Source organism: Ruegeria sp. K7 (assembly GCF_056531785.1).
In genome coordinates this window covers 47,147-72,993 of record NZ_JBQFMJ010000009.1, presented here as the reverse complement: position 1 = coordinate 72,993, position 25,847 = coordinate 47,147, and the positions used below count along the sequence as shown (strand labels likewise).

24 protein-coding genes are annotated in these 25,847 nt (G+C 57.7%); 8 read left to right on the top strand and 16 right to left on the bottom strand.

The window, feature by feature from the left end:
* Window positions 1-27 precede the first annotated feature (27 nt).
* The 6 genes from ACR0FE_RS15060 to ACR0FE_RS15035 form a co-directional block, all read right to left on the bottom strand.
* The gene (locus tag ACR0FE_RS15060) at window positions 28-1,152 is read right to left on the bottom strand and encodes an enolase C-terminal domain-like protein (protein WP_480913612.1); all 1,125 of its coding nucleotides are present in this window, start codon (window positions 1,150-1,152) and stop codon (window positions 28-30) included.
* Between the two features lie 32 nt (window positions 1,153-1,184).
* Complete coding sequence (locus tag ACR0FE_RS15055) at window positions 1,185-1,619, bottom strand: universal stress protein (RefSeq protein WP_480913610.1); 435 nt, start codon at window positions 1,617-1,619, stop codon at window positions 1,185-1,187.
* 58 nt (window positions 1,620-1,677) lie between these two features.
* Complete coding sequence (locus ACR0FE_RS15050; protein WP_480913608.1) at window positions 1,678-2,991, bottom strand: TRAP transporter large permease; 1,314 nt, start codon at window positions 2,989-2,991, stop codon at window positions 1,678-1,680.
* 5 nt (window positions 2,992-2,996) lie between these two features.
* Window positions 2,997-3,524 (bottom strand): TRAP transporter small permease, encoded by a 528-nt coding sequence (locus ACR0FE_RS15045; protein WP_480913606.1) that lies wholly within the window; start codon window positions 3,522-3,524, stop codon window positions 2,997-2,999.
* 62 nt (window positions 3,525-3,586) lie between these two features.
* Window positions 3,587-4,567 carry a TRAP transporter substrate-binding protein gene (locus tag ACR0FE_RS15040; RefSeq protein WP_170611680.1) on the bottom strand — a complete coding sequence of 327 codons (981 nt, stop codon included), beginning with the start codon at window positions 4,565-4,567 and terminating at the stop codon, window positions 3,587-3,589.
* 62 nt (window positions 4,568-4,629) lie between these two features.
* Window positions 4,630-5,880: an NAD(P)/FAD-dependent oxidoreductase gene (locus tag ACR0FE_RS15035; RefSeq protein WP_480913603.1), complete on the bottom strand. Its 1,251-nt coding sequence runs from the start codon at window positions 5,878-5,880 to the stop codon at window positions 4,630-4,632.
* A 96-nt stretch (window positions 5,881-5,976) separates the two neighbouring features.
* Here ACR0FE_RS15035 and ACR0FE_RS15030 point away from each other — a divergent pair, with 96 nt between their 5' ends.
* The gene (locus tag ACR0FE_RS15030; RefSeq protein ID WP_480913601.1) at window positions 5,977-6,723 is read left to right on the top strand and encodes a GntR family transcriptional regulator; all 747 of its coding nucleotides are present in this window, start codon (window positions 5,977-5,979) and stop codon (window positions 6,721-6,723) included.
* Between the two features lie 52 nt (window positions 6,724-6,775).
* Here ACR0FE_RS15030 and ACR0FE_RS15025 read toward each other — a convergent pair whose 3' ends face one another.
* From ACR0FE_RS15025 to ACR0FE_RS15010, 4 genes are all read right to left on the bottom strand, one after another.
* On the bottom strand, window positions 6,776-7,525 hold the full coding sequence (locus ACR0FE_RS15025) for an aspartate/glutamate racemase family protein (RefSeq protein ID WP_480913600.1): 750 nt from the start codon (window positions 7,523-7,525) through the stop codon (window positions 6,776-6,778).
* Between the two features lie 85 nt (window positions 7,526-7,610).
* Window positions 7,611-8,381, bottom strand: a complete 771-nt coding sequence (locus tag ACR0FE_RS15020) for an enoyl-CoA hydratase-related protein (protein ID WP_480913598.1) — start codon at window positions 8,379-8,381, stop codon at window positions 7,611-7,613.
* A 2-nt stretch (window positions 8,382-8,383) separates the two neighbouring features.
* Complete coding sequence (locus tag ACR0FE_RS15015; protein WP_480913596.1) at window positions 8,384-9,697, bottom strand: hypothetical protein; 1,314 nt, start codon at window positions 9,695-9,697, stop codon at window positions 8,384-8,386.
* The gene (locus ACR0FE_RS15010; protein ID WP_480812823.1) at window positions 9,697-11,133 is read right to left on the bottom strand and encodes an amino acid adenylation domain-containing protein; all 1,437 of its coding nucleotides are present in this window, start codon (window positions 11,131-11,133) and stop codon (window positions 9,697-9,699) included. The genes ACR0FE_RS15015 and ACR0FE_RS15010 overlap by 1 nt, the downstream gene beginning before the upstream one ends.
* 342 nt (window positions 11,134-11,475) lie before the next feature.
* Between ACR0FE_RS15010 and ACR0FE_RS15005 the strand changes: the two genes are divergently transcribed.
* From ACR0FE_RS15005 to ACR0FE_RS14980, 6 genes are all read left to right on the top strand, one after another.
* Window positions 11,476-12,294, top strand: coding sequence for a DUF6502 family protein (locus ACR0FE_RS15005; protein ID WP_480812824.1), 819 nt, complete (start codon window positions 11,476-11,478; stop codon window positions 12,292-12,294).
* Between the two features lie 2 nt (window positions 12,295-12,296).
* Complete coding sequence (locus ACR0FE_RS15000) at window positions 12,297-13,181, top strand: DUF5666 domain-containing protein (protein ID WP_480913594.1); 885 nt, start codon at window positions 12,297-12,299, stop codon at window positions 13,179-13,181.
* Entirely contained in the window at window positions 13,171-13,632 is a 462-nt protein-coding gene (locus ACR0FE_RS14995) for a hypothetical protein (protein ID WP_480913592.1), read from the top strand. Before ACR0FE_RS15000 ends, ACR0FE_RS14995 begins: the two co-directional genes overlap by 11 nt.
* A 105-nt stretch (window positions 13,633-13,737) precedes the next feature.
* Window positions 13,738-14,931, top strand: coding sequence for a YcaO-like family protein (locus tag ACR0FE_RS14990; protein WP_480492194.1), 1,194 nt, complete (start codon window positions 13,738-13,740; stop codon window positions 14,929-14,931).
* The gene (locus ACR0FE_RS14985) at window positions 14,928-15,647 is read left to right on the top strand and encodes a TfuA-like protein (RefSeq protein WP_480913590.1); all 720 of its coding nucleotides are present in this window, start codon (window positions 14,928-14,930) and stop codon (window positions 15,645-15,647) included. Before ACR0FE_RS14990 ends, ACR0FE_RS14985 begins: the two co-directional genes overlap by 4 nt.
* Window positions 15,644-16,534, top strand: coding sequence for a DMT family transporter (locus tag ACR0FE_RS14980; protein ID WP_170611700.1), 891 nt, complete (start codon window positions 15,644-15,646; stop codon window positions 16,532-16,534). The genes ACR0FE_RS14985 and ACR0FE_RS14980 overlap by 4 nt, the downstream gene beginning before the upstream one ends.
* A 207-nt stretch (window positions 16,535-16,741) precedes the next feature.
* On the opposite strand, the gene ACR0FE_RS14975 is transcribed toward ACR0FE_RS14980, so the two are convergent.
* The 5 genes from ACR0FE_RS14975 to ACR0FE_RS14955 all read right to left on the bottom strand — a co-directional run bounded on the left by ACR0FE_RS14975 (window position 16,742) and on the right by ACR0FE_RS14955 (window position 24,111).
* The gene (locus tag ACR0FE_RS14975; protein ID WP_480913588.1) at window positions 16,742-19,186 is read right to left on the bottom strand and encodes a GcvT family protein; all 2,445 of its coding nucleotides are present in this window, start codon (window positions 19,184-19,186) and stop codon (window positions 16,742-16,744) included.
* Window positions 19,187-19,194: 8 nt separating this feature from the next.
* On the bottom strand, window positions 19,195-20,076 hold the full coding sequence (locus ACR0FE_RS14970) for a phosphotransferase (protein ID WP_480913586.1): 882 nt from the start codon (window positions 20,074-20,076) through the stop codon (window positions 19,195-19,197).
* Between the two features lies 1 nt (window position 20,077).
* A complete protein-coding gene (locus tag ACR0FE_RS14965; RefSeq protein WP_480913584.1) occupies window positions 20,078-22,069 on the bottom strand; it encodes an ABC transporter permease in 1,992 nt (663 codons plus the stop codon).
* A complete protein-coding gene (locus ACR0FE_RS14960) occupies window positions 22,066-23,088 on the bottom strand; it encodes a quaternary amine ABC transporter ATP-binding protein (protein WP_480913582.1) in 1,023 nt (340 codons plus the stop codon). Before ACR0FE_RS14960 ends, ACR0FE_RS14965 begins: the two co-directional genes overlap by 4 nt.
* Window positions 23,089-23,166: 78 nt before the next feature.
* Window positions 23,167-24,111, bottom strand: a complete 945-nt coding sequence (locus ACR0FE_RS14955) for an ABC transporter substrate-binding protein (protein ID WP_480913580.1) — start codon at window positions 24,109-24,111, stop codon at window positions 23,167-23,169.
* A 217-nt stretch (window positions 24,112-24,328) separates the two neighbouring features.
* On the opposite strand from ACR0FE_RS14955, the gene ACR0FE_RS14950 reads away from it, so the two are divergent.
* On the top strand, window positions 24,329-25,102 hold the full coding sequence (locus tag ACR0FE_RS14950; protein ID WP_170611853.1) for a DeoR/GlpR family DNA-binding transcription regulator: 774 nt from the start codon (window positions 24,329-24,331) through the stop codon (window positions 25,100-25,102).
* A 21-nt stretch (window positions 25,103-25,123) separates the two neighbouring features.
* On the opposite strand, the gene ACR0FE_RS14945 is transcribed toward ACR0FE_RS14950, so the two are convergent.
* A complete protein-coding gene (locus ACR0FE_RS14945) occupies window positions 25,124-25,789 on the bottom strand; it encodes a GntR family transcriptional regulator (protein WP_170806742.1) in 666 nt (221 codons plus the stop codon).
* Between the last annotated feature and the right edge of the window lie 58 nt (window positions 25,790-25,847).

Here is a 25,847-nt window from a genome sequence, read left to right as displayed (position 1 = left end):
TATGCAGCCGATCCGAAGTTTTTGAGATTACGTCAAAGGTTCTGCGACAGCGTATTTTGTCAGCATGTCAGGATTGACCTGAACGCCCAGGCCCGGCCCGGTCGGAACGTGTACCTGCCCGTGTTTGACAGGGAAGGGTTCGGTCAGAATGTCTTCGGCGGCGTAGTAGGTCGCCATGTAGAATTCGCATTGCAGGACCAGGTCCGGTACGGCGGCCATCAGATGGGCACCGGCGGCATGGGCCAGACCCGTTTCGAACATGCAGCCGCCATAGATTTCGATTCCGGCAGCTCGGGCGATTGCCGCCACCTCCAGCGCCCGCCGAATACCACCGGATTTCATGATCTTGAGCGAGAAAATGTCCGCGATCCGGATCTGCGCTCCGTAAAGCGCGCCTTTGGGGTCAAACACGCTTTCGTCTGCCATGATCGGGGTATCGATTACATGCGAAATGTGGGCCAGGGCTTCACGTTCGTGCATCTTGACGGGCTGTTCGACAAATGTCGGGCGAAACGCCTCGAGATCCCGGATGCAGCGCACGGCTTCATAGGCCAGAAGGCCCTGATTGTAGTCGATGCGGATGTCCGCCTCGTCGCCATAGATATCACGCAGTTTTTCACAGCGCATAAGGTCGAACCGATGGTCGGCAAAACCGGTCTTGAACTTGAAGATGCGCACGCCGTCTTCCCACATCGCGGCGATGTCATCGAGGTCCGCGTCGAAATCTGGGTTGGCGACCGAAAAGCTCATCCCCATGCTGTCACGCATTTTACCGCCGACCAGTTCGCAGACCGAAAGGCCGGTGATCTGGCCGGTGATGTCCAGCAGCGCCATTTCCAGCGCGGCCTTGGCCTCGGGGTGGCCGATCAGCACCTTGTCCGCCATGTTCATGTGCTTTTCGACCTGGACCGGGTTCTGACCGATCAGATGCGGGCGCAGGTGCACGTGCAGGGCGGCGGCGTTCGCCTCGGCGGTTCCGGTAAAGACAGGCCAGGGTGAGGCTTCGCCCCAGCCTGTAAGGCCGGTATCCGTTACCATTTCCAATATCGCAACGTTAATACCTGCTACGTCGCCGCTGCCATGCGAATGGACAGCTTTGGCAGGGATCGAAATGCGATGAACGCGCAGAGTTTCGATTTTATGGTCGCTCACGTATGTCTCCGAAAGTGAGAGTTGGCAGATGGTCAGTTCGGCCGCACGACCAGCACGCTGCAACGGGCGTATCGCGACACCCGGGCAGCGTTTGGTCCGATCAGTAAATCCCGGACCGATGGTTTGCTGGCACCGATCACGACGAAACTTGCTGACTGATCGTCGGCGTAGTTGATCAATTGCTCGTAAACGACACCGCGCAGCACCCTGGTTTTGTGTGCGATGCCGTGCCAATTGAAGTCGGCACAATACGCGGCCAGATCATTCTCTGCCTCGATCAGTACCTGCTGGTGCATTTCTGCCGGGATGTAACCCTGAACATAGCTGAGTTCCTGATCCGGTATGACAAAGATCACCTCGACCGTGCTGTCATGGGATCGGGCCAGCGAAATTGCTTCGTGAACGACGTGGGCGTCGCTGTCTTTGTGCACAAGGTCAACGGCTGCGAGTATTTTGGATCGGGTCATGACGTGGGTCCCCCCCTGCTGTGACAGGCGAATATCAAGTGTGGAAGGGGCCGGCCGGTTACCGGCCAGCCGAGTTCCGCATATTGTCAGGCAGCCAGGTGGCCAGTTCCGGGAAAGCGATCATCACGAAGACCATCACCACCATGATCAGGAACAGCGGCAGGGCGGTCTTGGCGATATATCCCATCTCGTGCCGGGTGATCCCCTGCATGACAAACAGGTTGAAACCGATCGGGGGTGTAATCTGCGCCATTTCCACAACCACCACGATGAAGATTCCGAACCAGATCAGATCGATGCCCGCGCCCTCGACCATCGGCTGCACAATCGCCATGGTCAGAACGACCGACGAGATGCCGTCAAGAAACATGCCGAGAATGATATAGAACAGCATCAGCGCCAGCAGCAGAGAGAAGCGCGACAGTTGCAACCCTTCGATATATTCCGCCAGCGCGCGCGGCAGTCCGGTAAAGCCCATCGCCAGTGTCAGGGCAATGGCACCCATGAGGATAAAGGCGATCATGGCCGAGGTTCGGGTGGCACCCAATAGGCTTTCTATGAAGGCCTCCTTGGTCAGCGATCCCTGCATGGCCGCCAGAATGAACGATCCGATAACCCCAATAGCGGCAGCCTCGGTTGCCGTGGCAAAGCCGCCATACATCGAGCCGATGACCACCAGGATCAGCAGGATGATCGGGATGAGAAACCGGCTTTCGTTCATTTTCTGCCCAAAGGTCATACGGTCGGAGATTTCCGGTACTTCATCACGGCGCAGAAAGGACCAGCCAGCGACATAGGCCATGAACATGCTGGCCAGCACGATACCGGGCAGGATGCCTGCCATGAACAGTTTCGAAATCGATTGCTCGACAGCGACCCCGTACACAATCAGGGTCAGAGATGGCGGAATCATCAGGCCCAGCGTCGCCGCGCCGGTCAGGGTCCCGATGATCATATATTCAGGGTATTCCCGTTTGCGCAGTTCCGGGATCGACATTTTGCCGACGGTGGTGAGCGTGGCCGCTGAAGAACCGGACACGGCAGCAAATATGGTGCAGCCGACGATATTCACGTGAACCAGGCCACCGGGCAAACGCTGCATCCACGGGCTCAGACCCCGAAACATGTCCTGCGATAATCGACTTCGGAACAGGATTTCCCCCATCCAGATGAACAGCGGCAGCGCCGTCAGTGTCCAGCTTGAGGATCCGGTCCAGATACGGGTCAGCATCGCGTCGCCAGCCGGGCGCGAGGTGAACATCTCAAGTCCAAGGTAAGCCACGCCAAACAGCGCGAGAGCGACCCAGACGCCTGTGCCCAAAAGCACAAACAGTGCGAACAGAAAGATGGAGACGAGGTAGAATTGTTCCACTGGGCTTACTCCGCGTGCACATCGACCCCGGCGGATCGAATGTTGTCCTTACCCGTGAACAGGGTGCTGATCAGGTTGTCGAAGGCGCAGATCGCCAGCAGGACCGTGCCGATGACCATCGACATCTGCGGGATCCAGATGGGCCATGCGTCCTGCCCCTGGCTGATGTCGTTGAAGCGATAGCTTTCATAGGTCAGCTTGATGGCGTAGCGCGCGAACAGATATGTCAGATAACTGGCAATCGCCCAGCACCAGATTTCCCCAAATCGCCGGAACCGGCCAAGCGCGTTCAGAAGCAGGTTCACCCGAATATGGCTGCCGCTGTTCAGCGCATAAGGCAGCGCCAGGAACGACGCGGCGGCCATGCAATAGCCGGTGAAATCTGGTCCGCCCACGACAACCTCACCCACCCAGCGTGAGATCATCTGCATCGAGACGAAACACAGGATCAGGATCAGAAAGACAGCGGCGACATATCCGGCCCAACGGTACAGAGCATCCAGAACAACGCGCAACAGACTGAACAGCGCCACGGCAATTCTCCTCTTATGCGCCCCGACGCCGGACCGGCATCGGGACATGTTTCAGTCAAGGATTATTGGGCAGCCTTGAAGGCATCGACGATTTGCTGACCTTGTTCGCCGGCAGCTTCCAGCCATTCGGCGGTCATGGTTTCGCCGATGGCGCGCAGTTCAGCGGCCAGTTCATCGCTTGCGGGGCCGGTGGTCATGCCGTTCTTGCCCAGCTCGTTCACGGTGAACTCGGTGTACTGGATCGAACGCCAGTCGCCTGCATATTCCGCGGCAAGGGCGCAGCCGTTCACAACGTTCTTGGTCGCGTCATCCAGGCCGTTCCAGGCATCCATGTTCACCAGAACATAATTGCGCGGCATCCAGGCATCCACGCCGTAGTAATGCGACAGGCTTTCCCAGACTTTGCGGTCGTAACCGGTGGACCCGGACGAGACCATGCCCTGTGCAACACCCGTCGCAAATGCCTGGCTGATTTCTGCGGCTTCGATCTGCACCGGCAGCATCCCGGCAAGCTCGGCCATGCGGGCCGAGGCAGAGTTATAGGCGCGGAACTTCAGACCTTCGGCATCGGCCAGTTTATTGACCTCGCGGTCGAAATACAGACCCTGACCCGGCCACGGCACCGAATAGAGCAGATGAAGGTTCTGTTCCGCCAGCAGTTCGGACAGCGGGCCCTTGGCCACATCCCACAGCTTTTCGGAATCCTCGAACGAGGTCGCAAGGAATGGAACAGAGTCAAAGCCGAACAGCGCGTTTTCGTTCTGGTGACCGGACAACAGACGCTCACCGATGTTGACCTGCCCAGTCTGGATTGCGCGTTTTATTTCCGCGCCCGCATACAGCGAACCGCCCGGATGGGTTTGAATGGTCAACTCACCCGCCGTTCCCGTGGTCACGCATTCAGCAAACATCGCACCGGTGGCCGAGTGGAAGTTGGTGGCCGAATAGGCCATCGGCATATCCCAGGTTTCAGCATTGGCCGATACCGCTGATACGGTGGCTACCGCGACACCAGCGGCAATTTTGGTGATTGTATTTGGCATTTCAAACTCCCTTGTTGCCTATTTTCGACCCCTGATTTTCCGGGGCGTTTATGGTCGTTTCTTCAGAACCGCTGCGGATCGTAGACGGTCAGATCAATGTTGCTGCGCTCTCCGGTCACCAGCCCGGCCAGAATGCGTCCGGTTTTGGGCCCGGCGGTCAGGCCAACATGATGATGCCCGAACCCCGCCAGAACTCCGCTATGGCCAATCTCTCCGATCAACGGCAGGCTGTCGGTCGGGGCAGGGCGATGGCCCAGCCAGCTGTTCATGTTTTCGAACCTGAGGTGCGGAAAGCTTTCCTCGACCTTGCGCCTGAGCAAATCAAGCGGCGCCTTTGAAGGCCCGGCTTTCAGCCCGCCAAATTCGACGACACCGGCACAGCGTAGCCCATTTGCCATCGGGGTGGCGACAAATTTGCCGGTGGTGATCATCAACGGGGTCGATGGCCCGTTTTCCGCCTCCGCGAATTCAATGTGGTAACCACGCTCGGATTCGAGCGGCACGGACAGTCCAAGCTTTTTCGCCAACGGTCCGGACCAGACACCGGTCGCCAGAACAATATTGGAGCAGGGCAACGTGCCGCTATCCGTTATCACGGCCGTTGCCTTACCGTCAGTGAACTCGAAATCTGTTACCTCGGCCCGACGGATCGAAGCCCCCAGTTTTTCGGCTTCGGTTGCCAGCGCGGCCACGTATGATCCGGGACTGCGTGTAAATCCGTGATCGTGCATCACGGCCAGAAGTTTCAGATTTTCCGTTAGGTTCGGCTCGAACTCGCGAACGGCGTCCCCTTCCAAAACCTCGGGTTCAAAGCCTGCGGTATGACGCAACATCCACGTATAGCTGTCCGCTTCGAAAGCGGCGCGGTCGGGATAGGCAAAACTGTAGTCCGAGGTTTGGACCCACTGCGCGGCATCTGTTCCCTTGGTCAGGGCAAAGTGCTGCTCGACCGAGTCCGAGGTCAGCGGAGCCAACCCGGCAGCAATTCTCCGGGTGTCCTTGTCGTTGGCATGTGACAGGTATTTTGTCAGCCATGGCACAAGCTGTGGCAAATAGGACCAGCGCAGAAACAGCGGGAAGTTCGGGTCCAAGGCCATTCGGGGACCTTTGAGAACCAGTCCCGGCGCCGTGACAGGGGCGACTGAGCATGCCGCCAGCACCCCGGCATTGCCATATGACGTCGCCCTGTCATCCCCTGGCGCGTTGCGGTCCACAATGGTGACGTCGACGCCCTTGCGACGCAACCAGATAGCGGTCGAGACACCGACGATTCCGGCGCCAATTACGACGACTTGTTGAGCCTCAGACGTCATATCATCCCATTGTGGCGAGAATCATCGCCCCTTGCATCGTATTCCAGCCTGTATACAGTACTGTCGCAATCTGTGAAGACAAATGTTTCTTTTCCCGTGCGCTTTGATAGAACGGGCAAAATCCGAACTGTTGGGTATGAGATGTCCAAATCCGAAGGAAGCGTAGAACGCGCCTACGAGGCGTTACGCAAGAAGGCGATCAGTTTCGAGTTCATGCCCGGTGAGCGCCTGAACGAGACCGCGTTGACAAAAACCCTTGATGTCAGCCGCACCCCGCTGCGCGAGGCATTGAACCGGCTTGCCGCCGAAGGGTTCCTGACTTTCGAACTTGGCAAAGGGTTTTTTTGCCGCCCACTCAGCCCCGACAAGATTCTGGAACTTTACCAGCTACGATGCGCGCTTGAGACCGAGGCGCTGATCCGTACCATTGAAGGAGCGGATGACAACGCAATAGCCGAGGTTGTCGCCTATCTGGATGAGGCCGAGAAATCCTATTCTGTTTGCAGCGATCTGAATGTTCTTTTGCGCATGGACGAAGAGTTTCATGTCAAGCTTGCGACTCTGTCGGGCAACAATGAACTGGTCCGGCTGCTGTACAACGTGAACGAACGCATCCGGTATGTAAGGATGATAAACTTGCGGCTGCTGCGTGATCGTCGGGATACGCCTGACTATGATCACTCTTCCTTGTCACAGCATCGCATCATCCTGAATGCGGTGAAGGCACGGGACAAAGACGCCGCGATCGCAGCTTTACGGCGTCACATTGAACGCCGCAGTGAACAGACGGTCGAATTGGTGCGCGTGGCGTTTTCCCAACTCTACGTTCCGGGGAACTTATAGACCCACAGTCCTGCCCAACTGTATCATGCAGCTGGGTCAGGATGTGCGATGTCTACGCCAATCCCAGCAGTGGATCATCCAGTTCCGGGGAAAAGCGACCCGGTACAAGCGATTCATGAAACCATTTCAGGAAGGTGTAGATCGAGAACACTGGCAGCCCGGTCAGTTTGCGGACATCCGCCGCGTAAGGCGTCATATTGGTGCATTCCAGCAAGATTGCGCCGACGTCCGGATGTTCTGTCACCAGTTGCCGCGCCGCATCAAGCATATCCAGTCGGCAGGCCGCAAAATCGATTTTGGGGGCATCTCCCAGGATATCACGGGTAAACGCCCGACCACCCTCGGTGCCCACGACCGGAGTATCAGCCGGCACATTCGCGGCAGCCAGATGGGCCGGCGTCAGCGTTTCTTTCGAGATCGTCAGAATGCCTACTCGTTTTTCGGGGGGAAGCATTGCTTGAATCATGGGGGCCTGCATCAGAGAGGATGTGGCAACAGGAACCCGTACCGCCTCGGCCAGCCTGTCCTGAACAATAGACAGAAAACCGCAATTTGTCGTGATACCGTCGCAGCCTGAGGCAACCAGGTCTTTTGCGGCTTCGATGAACAGGTCCACCAGTTTCCGTGCATCATTGCGCACCACCAGCTCGGGCGTGGCGCTGCGCACGACGCGGTACTGTACCGGGAAAGGCCAGGTCAGCGCATTTCCGATGTCGCCGGGAATGCGCGGAAACTGCGTTTCAAGCATAAGAATGCCAAGATTGGCTCCGTATACCGTTTTTCCACCGTAACAGGTCTGCATTGCGTGGCCTCACTGGATGCAATTGTACGCATAGCTGTATACAATTTTTGGAAAGTCAATCCCGATCTTGCCCGTTCGATGGGATTCAGGCGGAATGGAACCGGGGTTCTCTCTTTTCCAGAAACGCATTCATGCCTTCCTGTTGCGCCGGCAATCCATAAAGGGCGTGGTACATCTGCCGCTCATAGCGAAGACCGGAGTCCAGCGTGCTATGTTCGGCCATGTTTACACAGGCACGAGCCATTTCTGCGATGTCAGGTGCATAGCCCGAAATGGTTCGTCCTACATCCTGTGCGGTTCGTTCAAGTTCTTCGGACGGTACTACGCGGCTGATCAGACCCATCTGAAGCGCCTCCTGCGCATCCACCATTCGACCGGTCAGGATCATGTCCATCGCCCTGGCGCGTCCAACCAGCCGGGTAAGGCGCTGCGTGCCGCCGATACCGGGAATACAGCCGATCTTGATTTCAGGCTGGCCAAATTTTGCGGTGTCCGACGCCAGGATGACGTCGCACATCAGGGCAACCTCACACCCGCCGCCCAACGCGTAGCCGCCAACAGCTGCAATCTTTGGCAGTTTCAGTGCGGCGAACCGGTCCCAGCCGCCAAAGAAGTCGCTGGCCTGCATGCTGGCATAGGTCTGAACCGCCAACTCGCCGATGTCAGCCCCGGCCGCAAAGGCGCGCTCGTTTCCGGTCAGGATCAGGCAGCCGATTGCCGGATCTTCCTCGAAGATGGTGGCCGCGTCCAGCACTTCATGCATGACCTGCGAATTCAGGGCGTTCAGCCGATCCGTCCGGTTGAAGCGGATTGTGGCGACACGCCCGTGAGTTTCCGTCTGAATTGTCTCATACATGATCAACTGTCCCAGATTGCTCCATAGGCGGGGATGCCGAGGCTTTCCAAGTCGTGCACGACTTTGCGCGTAAGCTTCTGGTTCGAAATCACGATGACAGCCTCGGCGTCGCTGTCACGCACGGCCTGCAAAGCCAATGCGGAAAGGTTCGGTTTACCCCGTTTATCAGTGTCCCAGATCAGAGGGGTGTCAGTATGCGCTTCGATCTCGTCAACCAACGCGTTCCCATAGGTCTTTCGGGGGCTTCGGGTAGACCAAATCAGCCTGTTCGGCACATCACCGGCCAGAAGATGAGGCAGGATCGGACCAATTCCGGACCCGGTGCCGACATAAACGACCTTTTTGAACAAAACCTCAATGCGGGCCACGCCAGATGTCGTGATGCCTTTGACCCAGACCCTGTCAGGCGGGTTGTCGATGAATCGTCCTGTCCAGTCTCCGGCCCGGCTGATTGCCAGCCGGTAGCCTTTCTGGTTCGGGGCCGGGATATTGGCGAATGAGTGATACTCTCCAAACGGTGTGTGACTGATGGCGTTGGAACTGCCGGGGAACGGCGTGTCGCCGTATTCGAACCGGGCAATCACCGCATGGTTTGACGGTTTGACAATATCAACCTTCACCTGTTTCAGCGTCAGCCACGGAGACAGGATCGACAGTGTGATCAGGCAAAGCATCCAGAACGCTGTGCTGTGCAACAATGCATCGCCCGTGTCAGAACTTATTGACACCGTCTGTGCCCAGAACAGCGCCAGGACGGTCCATCCGATGAAGCGATGTATTTTCTCGAACATATTATGGAATCGGGCTCGGATCGGTCCCAACGCTGAAACCACCATGACGGTCATCAACACGACCATGGCGGCGCTTAGCGTCAGTGTCAGGCCCGAGGGCGAATCCGCCCCTGCACCCCTGTTCGCGATCATTCCAAACAGCAAGAACCCGAACCAGATCGTGCCCGCAACGGTACATCCTGAATGCAGTCCGCCAAAATGAAAGACCTTGCCGGCACCCCAGCGAATCCACAAAGGCCAGGATGTCGGAACCCGGGTCGCCAGCCAGAACAATGCGTTGACCGCCCTTTGCTGCCGGATCAGGATACCGATGCTCAGGTTGATCAACGCCATGTCCGCGATGAGGTTCAGCGCGTACTCACCATCATGAAACCACCTGCCCTGGTGCAGCCCCATCACGAAAACACCCAGATTGACGACGGCAACCAGCGCCGCCAGTCGCCGATATTCCATCAGCGCCGGGTGCCGTGTGACCCGCCGCCAGTTCAGGCCCCGGGATTGCAGATTTGTGGTTTGAGTTGTCATCACTTCAGCTCCGTCCCGGTTTGCGCGATGTGGTCACGGGCGAGTTGCTTCAGCAGGCGCTTGTCCAGTTTGCCGCGTGTTGTCCGTGGCAGGGCGTCCATCGGCATCACCACAGCCGGACAGCAATAATAGGGCAGACGGTCCGCAACCGATCGCGCCGCACGCTTGGGGCAAGCGGAAGCAGGCGAGATGAAACTTACCAGATTTCGGCTGTCGTATTGCAGCGTCACGGCCTGTTGGCAGCAGGGCGACTGTTCGAGCGCGCCTGAGACGCTGTCCAGTTCCACCCGAAAGCCGCGTATCTTGACCAGATCATCAACGCGGCCGAAATGTTCAAGCTCTCCATCGTCGGTCCAGCGGCCCAGATCGCGGGTGCGAAACATCATATGGCCAGGGCGAAACGGATCGGGGCGGTAACGCTCATCCGTCAGCTCAGGGTTGGCGAGGTATCCGGTTGTCACGCAATCCCCACCGGCCCACATCTCACCCTTCTGGCCAATTGGCAGGGCGCGCAGGTTTTCGTCCAGAATGTAGACCGTGTTGTTGGGTGTCGGACGACCTATGGACAGGATCTGTTTGCCGGGGTGATGCGGCTCGGCCGTGTTGATGATTGTCGTCTCTGTCGGACCACAGGAATTGTAGAATGTGCAAAAGGCCGACCACCTGTCGGCAAGAGGGCGTGGGCAGGGTTCTCCGGCAACGGCGGCGACTTTGACCTGTTGGCATCGTGTATGATCCAGCGCGTTCAGGATCGACGGCGTGGCGATCAGAACGTCCACCTGTTCCGCCGTATCCTGAATGGACTTGCCACGAATAACCAGCGTTGCCCCGTTTGACAGCGCCCCCAGGGTTTCCCAGGCGGCCATGTCGAAAGCGATGGATAGAACCTGTCCAACCTTCATGCCCGGGCGCATTCCCAGATCACCGGGCGCGGTCAGCAGGATATTCGCCAGATTGGCATGGCTGACCTGAACGCCATTGGGCACACCTGTCGTACCTGATGTAAACAGGATCATCGCAAGATCTTTGGGTCGCGCCCGGTATCGGGTATCCGGGGCTGGGGCATCCAGGAGCGGGTCGAACATGACCGTGTCGATGGTGATCAATGTTTGGTTTGCCGATACGGGCACCTGATCCGCCAGTTCACTGAGACTGAGCAGAACGCGCGCGTGCGTTACTTCGGCCACATGCCGGAGCGTTTCGGGAGGCGCAACGCCGACATGCTGCGGTACATACGCAGCACCCAGTTTGATGGCGGCCACAATGCCAACCACCATTTCGATCGAGCGGTGCAAAAACAGGCAGACTGCATCGCCGCGTTTCACACCATGGGCGCGCAATACGGCGGCCAGACGGTTGGATGCCTGGTCCAACGTACGGTAGTTTATCTCGTGCCCACCGCAGTCGATGGCGACCGCGTTTGGGTTCCGCTGCATTTGATGCTGCAAGGCTTCGGCAATTGTGGCGTGGCGTGGTTCCGCCTTGGGGCCCCAGCCGAAATTTCGGAAGCGGACCTGATCCATAGGGCTGAGATGGCAGAGGACATCTGGGTGTTGTCGAAGGGGCAATTCTGAGGAGCTAAGAGGGGTAAAATTGCTTGAAGCTGAGATGTTGATTTCTTGCATGACAATTTCCTATCGGTTCAGGGGTCACGCAATATTGATAATGGGAAAATTTCCCATTATGACTCACGATTGATCACGAAATAGTCACGAAAGCGTTGAATGTGTTAATGCGTGACAGATGTTATCCGCCAAAGGCCTTTAATGAGTAGCGCAATGTCGACGACCCCCAAGACACCTCTTGAATCCGCGTTGCCAGCCTTGCTGGAGCCTTTGGCACAGGCGATGGTCGCACATGGCGTCACTGTTGGCAGCGCGACCGAGGCGCTGAAAAAGGCGTTGCTGAAAGCGGTTGAAGACAGTTCAGACACACCTCTGAGCGACAGCCGCGCCAGCCTTTTGACGGGGCTGCATCGCAAGGATGTAAAACGCCTGCGCAATCTTGATGATGAAGCGCCGGAAAAGCGCAGTTGCAGTGCGGCCGCGTTGGTGATCAGCCATTGGGCGACATCGCCCGAGTTTCAGGACAACTCCGGTGAGCCGCGCAAACTGCGGCGAAAGGGCAGCGAGGGTGGGCCAGGATTTGACGATCTGGTTCGGCTTGCACGTATCGACATGGCCCCGGGTACCGTTCTGAAAACCCTGCTTGACCAGAATATCGTCGAACAAGGACAGGATGGGGATTTGCGTCTTTTGACCCACGCCTTTCTGCCATCGGGCGGCGGGGCGGAACAGGTCGCAGCGTACCAGGCAACATTGTCCGCACATCTGTTGGCCGCCACGCAGAACCTGCTGGCAGAGCCGGGCGCCCGGCGGAATTTCGACCGCGCTGTCCGGTATTCACATCTCTCAGAGGCCTCGATCGAAGAGTTGCGCAAGGTATCCGATGAAAAGGCACAGGCGTTGTTGCAGGAAATTAACGCGCTGGCCCGATCCCTGCAGGACAAGGATCAGGGCAAGGGCCACTCGGGCCGATTTGCGACGGGCGCTTATGTGATGCCCTTGCCGGACAAAGGCAGGGATAAGAGTGAGTGACCATGTTCCTGTTTCACCGTGCCTTGTCCGCAATCCTGACAATCCTGATACTGGCCTCCCCCGCCGGCGCAGAGGGTAGCGAAGAGCGGGAAGGCGGGATAATTGGTACCGGTATCGCCGGAACGATTACGCATCTCGGCAGTATCCATGTGAACGGGTTACGCATTCAGATTGACGATCAGGCATCCGTGGCAGGTTCGGTTCCGGCAATAGCCGCCGGGTCACTTCAACCGGGCCACACGGTCGCGATCACAGCCGAGCGTAGGGGCGATGGTTGGCACGCAAGGCAAATCCGGCAGGTTCTGCCGGTCGTCGGCCCAGTGTCTGATGTCAAAGGCGGAACACTGACCGTGCTTGGGACCCGGATTGAAGTCGCAGATCAGAAACCGGACGTGCAAGTGGGAGACTGGGTCGCGATCAGCGGTTTGTGGCAAGCGGAGCGCCTGCTTGCCTCTCGGGTCGAACGGTTAAACGGCATGGATCATCAGGCCCGGTTGAGCGGAACCTATCTGGGTCCGGACCCAAATGGCGATATCGTCATAGGAGGCAGCAAGATCACCGGGATCAGACCAATGCACCTGGAACCCGGCGATGTGATCCGAGTGTTCGGTATGCCGACGTCGGACGGGATCGAGGCCAAAAGGATCGAAACCGGCTTGTTTGATGGTCCTCTCGGGATTGTGCAGGTTCAGGGGTATTTTTCCGTTCCGAAACCAAGTGGTCTTTACACGGTTCTCGGCAGCGGGCTTGTTTCGTACACCGACAGGCCCGAGATGATTGATCCCAACAGCCAGGTCATCCAGTGCGGGCAGGCGGGGCAACTCGGTGTGGACAGCACAAATACAAGCCGTCAATCGGACCAGATCCGGGCCGATCTTGGCTGCTGATCCATTCGTGATTTCAGCAGTATTTTGTGGTAATAGGGCGCGTCGCCAATTCCGGGTGACATCCAAAGGATCAGGAGACCAAATTAACCCAAGGAGCTACTTCATGTTGGATAATCAGACTATTGTTCGCGCGCCAGATGGCAGGCTGATCTCAATCGGTCGGACAGGTGTAAAAGTGGAAACACCGGTCAAGGCATCGACCGGAATTTCAAGATCACCGGAAATCAACGGTAGTAAGCCCCGTTCCAGTCCTGCTCAGGTTGGCGCCAAGATCGATCCAATGCAACTTGGTGCGAGAATTGATCCGGCGCAGCACGGCGCAAAGATTGACCCCACCCAATTTGGTGCAAGAATCGACCCAACCCAGCATGGTGCGAAAATCGATCCGACCCAGTGCGGAGCCAAGATCGACCCGTCACAACACGGCGCCAAGATTGATCCGGCAGCCTAGGGCTAACAGCTGGATCAGAACGCCAACCTCGGCGTTCTGGTAACGGGCCCGGGAATAAAACCTGGATCAGATCCCGGGCCCTGTCCTTTCCGGCAGAGATTGGTTTTGAAGCAGTATTTCGAAGGCACACACAGGGTCCGCCCGCCGGGCCAGACCGTTGACCTGATGCGCGATCTGTTCCCCGTTTTCGGGATAACGCGCATCGCGGATGTCACCGGGCTCGACCGGGTTGGGTTGCCGACAATCGTCGTGTGTCGGCCAAATTCCCGCTCGATGGCTGTATCGCAGGGAAAAGGGGCCACTTATGATGCCGCCGTCGCCTCGGCGGTGATGGAGTCCATAGAGATATTTCATGCAGAGCGTATCGTCTTTCCGGTAATTCACGCCTGTTATGAGGACATCCGGTATACGCACAATGTCGTTGAGCCGGATCTTCTGCCGCAATGCAGGGGAAGACAGTTCGATCCCTTCCAGCCGATATTGTGGCTGGAGATGAAAGCGCTTGGGGGCAATTCCGGGGGCTGGGCGCCATATGAACTGATACACACAAATTACACACGGCCTTTGCCGCCTGGCAGTGGGTTCTTCCTTTCAAGCTCCAACGGCTTGGCGTCAGGAAACACCTTTGCCGAAGCCGCCTGCCACGCCTTGTGCGAAGTCATTGAACGCGACGCCATAGCGCTATGGTCGCAATTGCCCTGGACAGATCGTGACGCGCGACGCATCGACCAAGATACGATTTGCGGCGGCTCACTTCTTGCGATTCTGAAAAAATTCCAAGACGCGGATATTGATGTGGCGATCTGGGACGTCACTTCCGACATTGGTGTGCCTGCATATCTGGTCTGGACATGCGAGAAAGGAAACCTGCCGGTTTTGCTGCCGCGGCCCTCGGTCGGTGCGGGGTGTCACCCTTGCCGCGAAATCGCATTGTCCCGCGCGCTGACAGAAGCCGCACAGGAACGGCTGACGCTGATCACCGGTTCCCGCGATGACTTGTCCAGGGAGTTCTATCGCGAAATGGAATTTCACGAGACAATCGCAAGGCCCGGAAAGCTTGAGTTCGGGTCAAGAAAATCGCAAGACACAGCAACCCCGGATGGTGATCTGGATCAGATATTAGCGGGCTTGCAGAATGCTGGACTTCACGACGCATACATCATCGACATAACCGCGGACTATGTGGCCAAATATATTTCGGTGGTCCGTGTGCTTGTTCCGGGACTGGAAGGTCCAAGCGACGACCCGCGCTACGCAATGGGGGTGCGGGCGCAAAGACAGCTGGAACCGGCCCAATGACCATATTCGTATTTTGCGGCCCCACGATCCGGAAAAGTGAAGCATTGAGTATTCTTGACGCTGAATACCTGCCACCTGCTGCACAGGGGGATGTGATGGCCGTGATAGCGCGCAACCCCCATGCCATCGGTATCATTGACGGGTACTTTCAGCTGACACCTTCGGTCTTACACAAGGAAATACTTTGGGCGCTTGACCAAGGCGTTCACGTTTTCGGCAGCGCCAGCATGGGAGCGCTAAGAGCCGCCGAGCTTTGCGATTTCGGCATGAAGGGGATCGGGCGCGTTTTCGAGGATTACCGCACTGGCCGGATTACACGGGACGACGAAGTCGCCCTGAACCACGGACCCGCCGAACTGGGTTATCCCGCATTGTCTGAACCATTGTTGAACATCAAGGCCACGCTGGCGGCTGCGTTGGAAAACGGGGTTATTTCACAAGAAACCGCAGCAGCTTTTGAAGCGCATATGAGCCGGACATATTTCTCACACCGTTCCTATTGCAACATGATCGAATACGGTCGTCAAAAAGGGTTTGATCTAAAGGAACTCGCCCGTTTTGAAGACTGGCTAGACCATGGGAAAGTTGATGTAAAGAAAGCTGATGCGGTCGAAATGCTAACCTTCATGAAGGACTTCCTGAAGCAGAATCCGGGCAGGTTTTCGTCGCAGTTTTATCTGGAACGCACTTCGGTTTTCGACCGGGTCGGCCAATGAGCGCCATGCTTCGTCAGTTTCAAGGGAGCGCGCGCGGGATAATCTTGTTTGCGCTGGGCGTGTTTTTCATGTCCGCGCTGGATGCGGTCGCAAAAATGCTGGCCCAGACATATTCTGAGCTTCAGGTCATATTCTTCGAAAGCGTGTTCGGGCTGCTGTTTTTCTTCGGGATCATCGCCCCGTCGACCTGGCGTTCGATGGTATCGCCACGGTGGCCGCTGATGATTGGCCGAGGCTTGCTGACCTTGGGAACGATGTATTTTTTCATTGCAGGTCTGAAGGTACTGCCTCTGGCTGAGGTGACGATCATCTTCATGGTTTCCCCGATCATTTCAATGTGTCTGTCTTCCCTGTTCTTTCGGGAACACGCGAGCGTCCTGCAGGTCTTAGCGGTGGTTGCCGGAGCTTTGGGTGCATGTCTCATTATTCGCCCGCCGGGCGTCGGCATGAACATGGCCGCTTTGCTGCCGCTGGCCGCGGCTTTTTGCAGTGCTTTCGGTCTTGCGGCGGCGCGCGCCCTGTCCCGCCGCGACACGCCAGAAGCAATCACGGGCTATGAATATCTGACGATTTTTCTGGTCGCTGTCCTTCTGGTTCCGGCTGGGGACCACCTGCCCGAGACGCCGGATTTGTGGCTTGTTGTTCTACTCGGGCTGTTCGGCGCCTTATGCGTGTATTGTCGAACGAAAGCGTGCTCGGTTTCGCCGCTCAGCTTGATGGCACCGGTAGAGTACTCCGGGATGATCTGGGCCATCATCTTTGGCTATGCGATCTGGAACAACCTGCCGGATTTCTGGGGATGGGTCGGGGCAGGGCTGATCGCAATTGGCGGCTTGCTGCCAGCGCTTCCAATTGGTCAGTCCGCCAGGAAGGAGAACCGACTCTGATGCAAAACTTGTCGCCTGTCTTTCCGGTTCGGACGGGTATCGGTTTTTCGGTTTTGGTCGCTCAGCAACCTCGAAAGTTCAGTATGAAGTTCCGGCGTCGCGGCGGAAGTTACTCCGCCGTCTGAAGCCAGTATCGGCGCTTGGCCGTTCCCTTCTGTTGTTATGTTACCGGTACCACAAGGTCTTAACCTTCCGGTATCGTCGCTTTTATGCTTTGACACGTTCCATTTTCGGATCGTACAGCGGCTGCAAAGTGACTTCGCAGGGAACGCGTTGGGTAGCGACCTCCAGCTCGTACCTGCCGGATGTTACAAATCCCGGGTCGACCCCCTCGGGGTTGCGGACATAGCCGTAACCGATGGATTTGCCCACGGTGAAGCCATGGCCACCCGAGGTCAGCCAGCCGACGCGCTTGCCGTCGCGATAGATCGTCTCGCGGCCCAGCAGAATAACATCCGGGTCGACGGTGAAACAGGCCAGCATCTTTTTGACGCCTTCGGCCCTTTGTTTTTCCGACGCAGACCGGCCTTTGAAGTCGACGTTCTTGCGCAGCTTCACCGCCCAGCCCAGCCCGCTTTCGAATGGCGTGTGGTCAGGGCCGATTTCCGCACCCCAGGCGCGATACCCTTTTTCGAGCCGCAGCGATTCAATCGCCCGATAGCCTGCGTTCAGCAGGCCGTGCGGCTGGCCCGCAGCCATCAGGGCGGAATAAACCGTCTGGGCATATTCCACCGGCAGGTGCAGTTCCCAGCCAAGCTCGCCTACATAGGTCACGCGCAGTGCCTTGACCGGGCACCCGGCGATGCCGATTGTGCGGATCGTGCCGAACTTGAAGCGGTCGTTCGAAACGTCATCGCGCGTGACCTTCGCCAGAATATCGCGCGCTTTCGGGCCCATCAGCGACAGCACGGCATTGGATGAGGTGATATCAAAAAGCTGACAGTTGAGATCTTCGGGGATATTGCGGCTGATCCAGTCGAAATCATGGGTGGCAAAGCCGGTGCCGGTGACGATGTAAAACTCATCATGCGCGACGCGGCCCACGGTCAGGTCGCACTCGATCCCGCCCTTGTCGTTCAACATCTGGGTATAGGTCAGCGCGCCCACGGGCTTGTCCACGTCATTGGCGCAGATCCAGTTCATAGCGGCCAGCGCATCCGGACCCTTAAGGGCGAATTTGGCGAAAGAGGTCTGGTCGAACAGCACTGCCGCCTCGCGCGCGGCTTTGTGTTCGCGGCCCACGGCACTGAACCAGTTCTGACGGCCGAAGCTGTACTCATCTTTGGCTGTTTCACCCAGCGAGGCATCGGCGTACCAGTTCGGGCGTTCCCAGCCCAGTTTCTCACCAAAGCACGCGCCCTGATCTTTCAGCGCTTCATAGAGCGGAGATTTGCGGCAGGGCCGCCCCGAGTCGTGTTCTTCATGCGGCCAGCCCATCGTGTAGTGCTTGCCGTATGCCTCGACTGTGCGGGTGCGCAACCAGTCGGTGTCAAAATGCGGGCGGCCAAAGCGGCGGATGTCGGCGGCCCACAAATCGAAAGGCGGCTCGCCCTTGTGGACCCATTCGGCCAGCGCCATGCCCGCCCCACCGCCAGCTGCAATGCCGAAGGCGTTGAAACCCGCACCGACGAAGAAGTTGCGCAACTCTGGCGCTTCACCGATGATGAAATTGCCGTCGGGCGTGAAGCTTTCAGGCCCGTTGGTCAGCGTTTTGACACCCGCATTCTCCAAAGCGGGAACACGGCCAAGGGCCAGCTCCATCAGTTGTTCGAAATGATCGAAGTTGCTGTCGAGCAGCGTGTAGTGGAAGCCCTGCGGGATGCCTTTGGTTGCCCAGGGGATCGGGTTTGGCTCGTACCCTCCCATGACCAGCCCGCCGACCTCTTCCTTGTAGTATGTCAGTCGGTCCGGGTCGCGCAGGGTCGGCAGGTTTGAAGGCACGTCAAAGGGTTCCGTCACCATATACTGATGCTCCATCGGCACCAGGGGCACGTTGACGCCAAAACGTCCCGAAAATGTACGGGTCCACTGACCGGCACAGCAGATCACCTTTTCGCATTCGATCCTGCCATGTTCGGTGATCACCGCGCGGATCTTGCCATCTTCGATTTCGATATCGGTGACCCTGGTGTCCTCGAATATCTTCGCTCCGGCCATGCGCGCGCCCTTGGCCAGCGCCTGAGTGATGTCCGACGGGTTCGCCTGACCATCCGTCGGCAGATACGCCGCGCCGATCACGTCAGAGACGTCCATCAGCGGCCACAGGTCCTGCGCTTCGGAAGGGGTCAGAAGCTGCATGTCCAGACCGAAGGAATGCGCCGTTGTGGCCTGGCGTTTTACCTCGGTCCAACGTTCTTCGTTACAGGCCAGCCGCAGGCCGCCGTTCATCTTCCAGCCGGTGCCGAGGCCGGTTTCCTCTTCGATCTTGTTGTATAAGTCTACCGAGTAGCCCAGCAACTGCGTGATATTGGCGTTCGATCGAAGCTGGCCCACCAATCCCGCCGCGTGAAATGTCGTACCCGAGGTCAGTTTCTTGCGCTCCAGCAGCACCGTATCTGTCCAGCCCAGCTTGGCCAGGTGATACGCGGTCGAGCAGCCGATGATCCCGCCGCCGATGATGACGGCTTTGGCTGTTTTCGGAAGGTCGGTCATGTCTGTCCTCAGGTGTTTTTGAAGTCTGTCAGGGCCGCGCGGAACCGCGCGAGGTTTTCGGCTGTGTAGGCTGCGTAGTCGAAGTCGATATCCGAAGTGATTTCGGACACCATGCTCCACATCGTTTCGCGCAGCAGCGAGGCGCATTTCATGGCCGTGTAGCGATGGTGCAGATCGTCGGTGACTGGGGTTTCAAAATAGGTCTTCAGCACCCAGTCTTCCTGTTCGGGCGAAAGGCCGTTGTTCGAAGCCAGCCCGCCCAAGTCAAAGAGCGGCGAGTTAAACCCGGCATAATCGAAATCGATCAACCAGAGGCGAGTCCCGTCGTCCAGAAAATTGCCGCAGAGCAGATCGTTGTGGCCAAAAACCATGTCATATGGTCCCGCCTCAGCTTCGAGCCCGTCACTGATTTTCACCAGATCAGGGAGCAAAGCCGAATGGGTGCTTCCGCGTTCCTTGAGTGTAGCTGCGTAGTCACGGATGACGTGGAAGACCCAGAACACCAGCGACGGGCCGCGCAGATGCTTGGGGACCTCGATATGGCAGGCTTTCACCAGGTCCAGAACACGCGGCAGCATGTCGGGGTGGCGAACGTCCTCTTCGGACAAGGTGCGGCTTTCGATGAACTCCAATACCGTCAGATGACCTGTGGCGTGAACCACGGCAGGCGAAAGCCCAGCCGCATGGGCCGCCCTGTTGGCCGCCAGTTCATTGAAGCGCATCACCTGATGCAGGGGGATATCGTCTCCGACACGCACCACGTAGGAGCCGCTATCGTCGGTGATCTTGTAGTTTATGTTGGTGATGCCGCCGGTCAGAGGCGTTGCCTCAATATTTCCTTGCCAGATCGGCAGATCGCGGATGCGGGTCATCAGATCGGATTGGCTCATGTTAGCTCTCCAGTCCAAAGCGGATACGGGCCTGCCGGGCACCTGCATTGATCAGCCTGTCCGCAATGATGGCGATGAAGGCAATCGACAGACCAGCCACCAGACCCCGACCGGTGTCGGCCTTGGTCAGTGCGATATAGACCTCTTGCCCCAGATCGCGGGTGCCGACGAGCGCGGTGATGACCAGCATCGACAGAGCCAGCATGATCGTCTGGTTGATGCCCAGCAGGATTTCGGGCAGGGCCATCGGCAGGCGGATATGGCGCAGCAGTTGCGTGCGGGTACAGCCAGAAACCAGCCCGGCCTCGATCAGGTCTTCGCTGACTGAACGCACACCGTGCGCGGCATAGCGCACTGCTGGGGCCAATGCGTAAAGCACGATGGCGATCAGTGCGGTGAAGTCGCCGACCCGAAACAGCATGACCACCGGGATCAGATAGACAAAGCTGGGCAGAGTTTGCAGCGTGTCGATCAGCAGATTGATCACCGTTCCGGCGCGTTTGTTCAGGGCCGCCAGCACGCCCAGAGGCACTCCGATCAGGGTTGCCAGAATGACTGATGCCCCGCAGAGGTATACCGTCACCATTGCCTTCGACCACAGACCCGACACAAGGATCAGCGAGGCCATGCCGCCGCACAGCAGCGCCAATCGCCAGCCGCCTGCGTGCCAGCCCAGCAACGTCAGCATTGCAATGGCCCAGGGCCATGGGATGCCCAGCAGAACCGTCTTGATCGGGATCATGAACCAGGTCAGGAAAAAGACCTTGATCGCCTCGAACGTGTCGAAATAGTTGACGTTCAGGTATTCGACAGTGTTGTCCCAGAAGGCACCCGTGGTGATTGTTTGGCTTTCGGGATATTCCAGCAGCAGGGGTGAAAACTGGCCTAGGACCCATGTAACGACCAGCAGGATCAGCACGAGAACTGTCCGTCGATGGCGGGCGACCCACGAGCCCGGCGCCTCATGATGCACGTGCCCCATCCGTTCGGCAAAAGCCTGGCTCAGCCGGTCCACTGCGATGGCCAAAACAACGATGGCGATGCCAGCTTCGAACCCTGCGCCTATGTCCAGACGGCGCAACGCGGCGAGGACGTCGAACCCCAGCCCTCCGGCCCCGATCATCGAGGCGATGATGACCATGTTCAGCGTCAGCATGATCACCTGATTGACACCCACCATCAGGCTGTGACTGGCCGAGGGCACCAGAACGCGCCACATTAGCTGCCGCTGTGTCGTGCCCGCCATGCGGCCAAAGTCCTGAATCTCGGGGTCAACGGCTTTCAGTGCCAGTGTCGTGATCCGAACCATCGGAGGCGTGGCGTAGATGATCGTCGCGACCAGAGCCGAGATCGGGCCAAAGCCGAACATGAACAGGATCGGCACCAGATAGGCGAAGATCGGGATCGTCTGCATCAGATCCAGAATGGGTGAGATGATGCGTTCGAATGTCGGGTTGCGATAGGCGATGATGCCGGTCAGCAACCCTCCGCCCGCGCCGATCGGAACTGCAATCAGAACCGAAGCCAATGTGACCATTGCGCTGTCCCATTGGCCAAAGACCGCAAGGTAGATGAAACAGCTACCAACCAACGCGGCCAGTGCCCAGTCGCGGCAATACTGGCCCAACGCGATCACTGCGGTGATCACCACGATCCAGCTGATGGCGGGCAGGATGACCTGAGCGTCATTGCCCAAACCGCTGACGAACCCATTGGCAAGCAGCGCCAAAACAAAGTTGTAAGGCTGTTCAATCAGCCAGGCGATGGCACGTGTGATATCGGTGAACGAAACCGGTCCGATGGCCGCGTCCTCGATCAGCCAAGTCATGGCAGAGGAAATGTAGGTTTTGAACGGGATCACCCATGCCGAAGGAAATTTCGTCAACCAGCGGGCATCCATCACCTTGCCCAGATCGCGTCCGAACCAACCCAGCAGGATCGTTACTAGAACAAGCGTCAGGATGACGATCTGGCTGCGGTTCACGCGGATCATGCCGCATCTCCGCCGCCGAACAGCACACGCGCCACGGCTTTGCGATCTATCGCGCCAACAATCTGGCCGTTTTCATCCGAAATCGGGATTGGGGTGTCCGATGCGATGATCCGTTCTGCCACGTCTGACACACGGGTTGATTGCGGTATGGGATCGCCATCGCCACTGGCACCCGCGATCATGACGCCGCCGACGGTCAGCACTTTTGAACGGGGGATATGGCGGGTGAATTCGGCCACGTAGTCGGTGGCGGGATGCATAACCAGCTCTTCCGGGGTGGCGATCTGGATCACTTCGCCATCCTTCATGATGGCGATACGGTCGGCCAGGCGGACGGCTTCTTCGAAATCGTGCGTGATAAAGACGATGGTCTTGTGCAGACGTTCCTGCAGACGCAGGAATTCATCCTGCATCTCGCGCCGGATCAACGGATCCAGGGCCGAGAAGGGCTCGTCCAGAAACCACAGATCGGGTTCCGTCACCAGCGAGCGGGCGATTCCGACGCGCTGTTGCTGTCCGCCAGAAAGTTCGCGCGGGTAGTAGTCCTCGCGTCCTTTCAAACCCACCAGTTCCACTACGTCGCGCGCTTTGGCCGTTGCCTCGGCTTTTGGTTTAGCCTGAATGGTCAATGGGAACATGACGTTTTGCAGAACGGTCAGATGCGGCAACAGGGCAAAGTGCTGGAATACCATGCCCATCTTGTGGCGGCGGATTTCTATCAGCTCTTTCTCGTTGGCGCGCAGCAGATCGGTGTCATCGAAAAGAACTTCTCCGCCAGTTGGTTCGATCAGCCGTGACAGGCAACGCACCAAAGTCGACTTGCCCGATCCGGACAGGCCCATGATGACGAAAATCTCTCCCTTGGTGATTTCGATATTGGCGTTGCGCACCGCCCCGATGACGCCTGCGTTGCGAATCTCATCCGCCGATGGGTTCGGGTGTTGCCGCAGCAGCGAATCCGCATTTGGACCGTACAGTTTCCATACATTACGGCAGGACAGTTTTGTCTTGGGGGTCATCTGGTGTGTCCAGTCAGAGAATGGAAAAGGCCGGAACGGGTGGGGAGAGGGAGCTTGCCCGCTCCGGCAAAAGGCGGATTACTTGGAGATCCAGCCGGACCAGCGGTCCTTGTTGGTGTCCATCCAATCCGCAACAACCGTATCGATTTCCACGCCTTCCAGATCGGCCTTTCCGACCATCGCGCTCATTTCATCGTTGTTGATGTTGTAGGCCTCGATGATGTCATAAGCCCCGGGCCATTTTTCCTGCAAACCGGACCAGGCCGCTTTCCAGATCGGACCACGCGGCTTGCCGCAGTCGTAGGCCAGGTTCGGGTTCACACCGACTGACGGATCGCTGTAGCATTCGGCCGAGAAAGGCGGAAACTCCACGAACTCGCCGTCATATTTCGCGGGCGCCCAATGTGGTACGTAAACCCACAGCATGATCGGGTCTTCCCGCTGATAGGCGGATTCCAGTTCTGCAAACAGGGCCGCATCGGTTCCCGCGTGGACAACTTCGAACTCCAGCTCCAGCGCCTCGACACGCTCTTCGTCAAACCCGCCCCAGGTTACAGGGCCGCCAACGTAGCGCCCGTTTGGTGAAGTCTCGGCCGTTGCGAATTCTTCGGCACAGTCTTTCAGCGCTTCCCAGTTGGGCAGACCCGGGCAGCGGTCTTTCATGTAGGACGGATACCACCATTCCTCGATCGCCATCAGGCCGGTTTCGCCGACATTGACGACATTGCCGGTGGCGGTCGCCTCGTCCAGAGCCTCGCGTCCGGTGGTTTCCCAGATTTCCATCGCCAGATGCAGGTCGCCCGTCTTCAGGCCTGCGAATTGTGCGATGTAGTCCGCCTGAACGTATTCGACGTTGTATCCCGCCTCTTGCAGGATCGAGCCCATGATCTTGGTGTTGATCAGCTGACCGGACCAGTCGTGCAGTGTCAATTTTATCGGGTCGGTCGACTCTGCGGCCCATGCCGCCGAGGTCACGCCGGCAGCTGCCAAGGCAAGTGCACAGAGTCCCAGATTGCGTTTCATCATACCATCTCCCTGTCGTGGTTTTTTCTGGTGAATCGGTGGTACTCTCTCTAGACGACCATATCGTGGGGTTTTGTGTCAATAAAAACCACGTAAAGCCACATAAATACTCAAATTGTGCCACTCAAACCGTTGATTTTTCGTGTAGTGTTGCTTTCTGTGGGTGTTGTGATATGCCTGAATGCCACTTCAAGATCGATATCCAATGCCCGAAAAGATGAATCTAAAGACGACCAACCAACGCGAAGAAGAGATCCTGCGAGAGCTGTTTCAGGCCGGCGGATCGTGCCGGGTAAGCTTTCTGGCCAATCAACTGGGCGTCACGTTGGAAACCATCAGACGCAATGTTCGCAATCTGGAAGAGCGCAGTATCGTGCGAAAGGTCCATGGCGGTGTTCACCTGGTCGAAGACATCCTGGAACCAACGCTGGAAAGCCGTCTGGACAAAAAGGTCGACGCCAAGGAAAAACTGGCCAAGGCCGTTGCGAAGATCATCAGCGATGGGGATTCCGTGTTTCTTGATATCGGATCGACCACAGCCTATGTCGCAAGGGCTCTTAGGGATCATAAGGGCCTGTTTATCGTCACCAATTCCGTTTTCGTGGCCAATGAACTGGCCTCAAGAAACAACAACAGGGTTTTCATGGCCGGTGGCGAGTTGCGCCCCCACGATGGCGGCGCGTTTGGTGTGGAGGCTCAGGACCTGATCAAGCGGCTGAACGTCAGGTTTGCGGTTCTGTCGGCAGGCGCGGTCAACGCGGATCTGGGCTTCATGCTGCACGATCTGCAAGAGGCCAACTTGGCCCGTATTGCGATTGACCGGGCACAAGTTCGCGTGGTGGTGGCAGATGGAGAGAAACTGGGCAAACGCGCACCGGTCACTTTGGAAGCATCGGGCAAAATCGATCTGTTCTTCACAGACACCCAGCCGTCACAGGAGATTCGTTCAATGCTCGCGCTGAACGAAATTGATCTTGTCGTTCCCGATTAAAGATGTGCCCGTGACGCAGCCCTATTTGGCTTCCTTCAGGCCCTCGATCTGCAGGTCGAAACCGGCCTGAATATGCGCGGTGAATGTCTCGAGCGCTTCGGTTGCATCGCCCGTTGCGATGGCATCGACAAGCGTCAGATGGTCCCCCAACGATTTCGAAATATCCACGTTTTCAATCGCGGAAAACAGGTGAAAGGCCATCGCCTTGCCCCAGATCATGTCGAACATATCCAGCAGGAATTTGTTGCCCGCTTCAATCATGAAGGCACGGTGAATGCGCCGGTTGGCAATGAAGTAGTCCCGAGTCGAGCCGTTGATCAAATCCTCTTCGCGGCGAATCAAGTCTCGCAGCCGGTCCAGCACTTCGGGTTCCGCGTGAACCGCCAGAATGCGCGCCGCCTGCCCTTCGATGGCAGCACGCGCCTGATACAACTGCCTGACCTCGGCCTGATCCATGCGCGCCAGACGGAAGCCGCCGCTGGCGGCAACTTCCAATACCCCTTCGGTTTCCAGCCGCATCAATGCCTCTCGGACCGGTGTGCGGCTGATATTCAGTTCGGCCGCCAGCTTTTCCTGCACAAGCCGGTCTTCTGCTGAAATCTCGCGGCTCATGATGGCCTCGACCAGCTGATCGTAAACCTCGTCAGCCAGTCTTCTGCGTTGAGTTTTAATTTCTTTCAGAGCCACTCGGAGCCTCACTTTCCGCATTTTGTGAATTCTGTATTCAAAAAAGCAACCGGTGCCA

What these genes read in the sequence shown, in the direction of transcription:
- ACR0FE_RS15005 (WP_480812824.1), top strand. Translation starts at nt 11,476, where the DNA reads ATGTCGACGACCCCCAAGACACCTCTTGAATCCGCGTTGCCAGCCTTG.
- ACR0FE_RS15040 (WP_170611680.1), bottom strand. Translation starts at nt 4,567, where the DNA reads ATGCCAAATACAATCACCAAAATTGCCGCTGGTGTCGCGGTAGCCACC.
- ACR0FE_RS14960 (WP_480913582.1), bottom strand. Translation starts at nt 23,088, where the DNA reads ATGACCCCCAAGACAAAACTGTCCTGCCGTAATGTATGGAAACTGTAC.
- ACR0FE_RS15020 (WP_480913598.1), bottom strand. Translation starts at nt 8,381, where the DNA reads ATGTATGAGACAATTCAGACGGAAACTCACGGGCGTGTCGCCACAATC.
- ACR0FE_RS14985 (WP_480913590.1), top strand. Translation starts at nt 14,928, where the DNA reads ATGACCATATTCGTATTTTGCGGCCCCACGATCCGGAAAAGTGAAGCA.
- ACR0FE_RS15055 (WP_480913610.1), bottom strand. Translation starts at nt 1,619, where the DNA reads ATGACCCGATCCAAAATACTCGCAGCCGTTGACCTTGTGCACAAAGAC.
- ACR0FE_RS14970 (WP_480913586.1), bottom strand. Translation starts at nt 20,076, where the DNA reads ATGAGCCAATCCGATCTGATGACCCGCATCCGCGATCTGCCGATCTGG.
- ACR0FE_RS14955 (WP_480913580.1), bottom strand. Translation starts at nt 24,111, where the DNA reads ATGAAACGCAATCTGGGACTCTGTGCACTTGCCTTGGCAGCTGCCGGC.
- ACR0FE_RS15000 (WP_480913594.1), top strand. Translation starts at nt 12,297, where the DNA reads ATGTTCCTGTTTCACCGTGCCTTGTCCGCAATCCTGACAATCCTGATA.
- ACR0FE_RS14975 (WP_480913588.1), bottom strand. Translation starts at nt 19,186, where the DNA reads ATGACCGACCTTCCGAAAACAGCCAAAGCCGTCATCATCGGCGGCGGG.
- ACR0FE_RS14980 (WP_170611700.1), top strand. Translation starts at nt 15,644, where the DNA reads ATGAGCGCCATGCTTCGTCAGTTTCAAGGGAGCGCGCGCGGGATAATC.
- ACR0FE_RS15025 (WP_480913600.1), bottom strand. Translation starts at nt 7,525, where the DNA reads ATGCAGACCTGTTACGGTGGAAAAACGGTATACGGAGCCAATCTTGGC.
- ACR0FE_RS15015 (WP_480913596.1), bottom strand. Translation starts at nt 9,697, where the DNA reads ATGACAACTCAAACCACAAATCTGCAATCCCGGGGCCTGAACTGGCGG.
- ACR0FE_RS14950 (WP_170611853.1), top strand. Translation starts at nt 24,329, where the DNA reads ATGAATCTAAAGACGACCAACCAACGCGAAGAAGAGATCCTGCGAGAG.
- ACR0FE_RS15010 (WP_480812823.1), bottom strand. Translation starts at nt 11,133, where the DNA reads ATGCAGCGGAACCCAAACGCGGTCGCCATCGACTGCGGTGGGCACGAG.
- ACR0FE_RS14965 (WP_480913584.1), bottom strand. Translation starts at nt 22,069, where the DNA reads ATGATCCGCGTGAACCGCAGCCAGATCGTCATCCTGACGCTTGTTCTA.
- ACR0FE_RS15035 (WP_480913603.1), bottom strand. Translation starts at nt 5,880, where the DNA reads ATGACGTCTGAGGCTCAACAAGTCGTCGTAATTGGCGCCGGAATCGTC.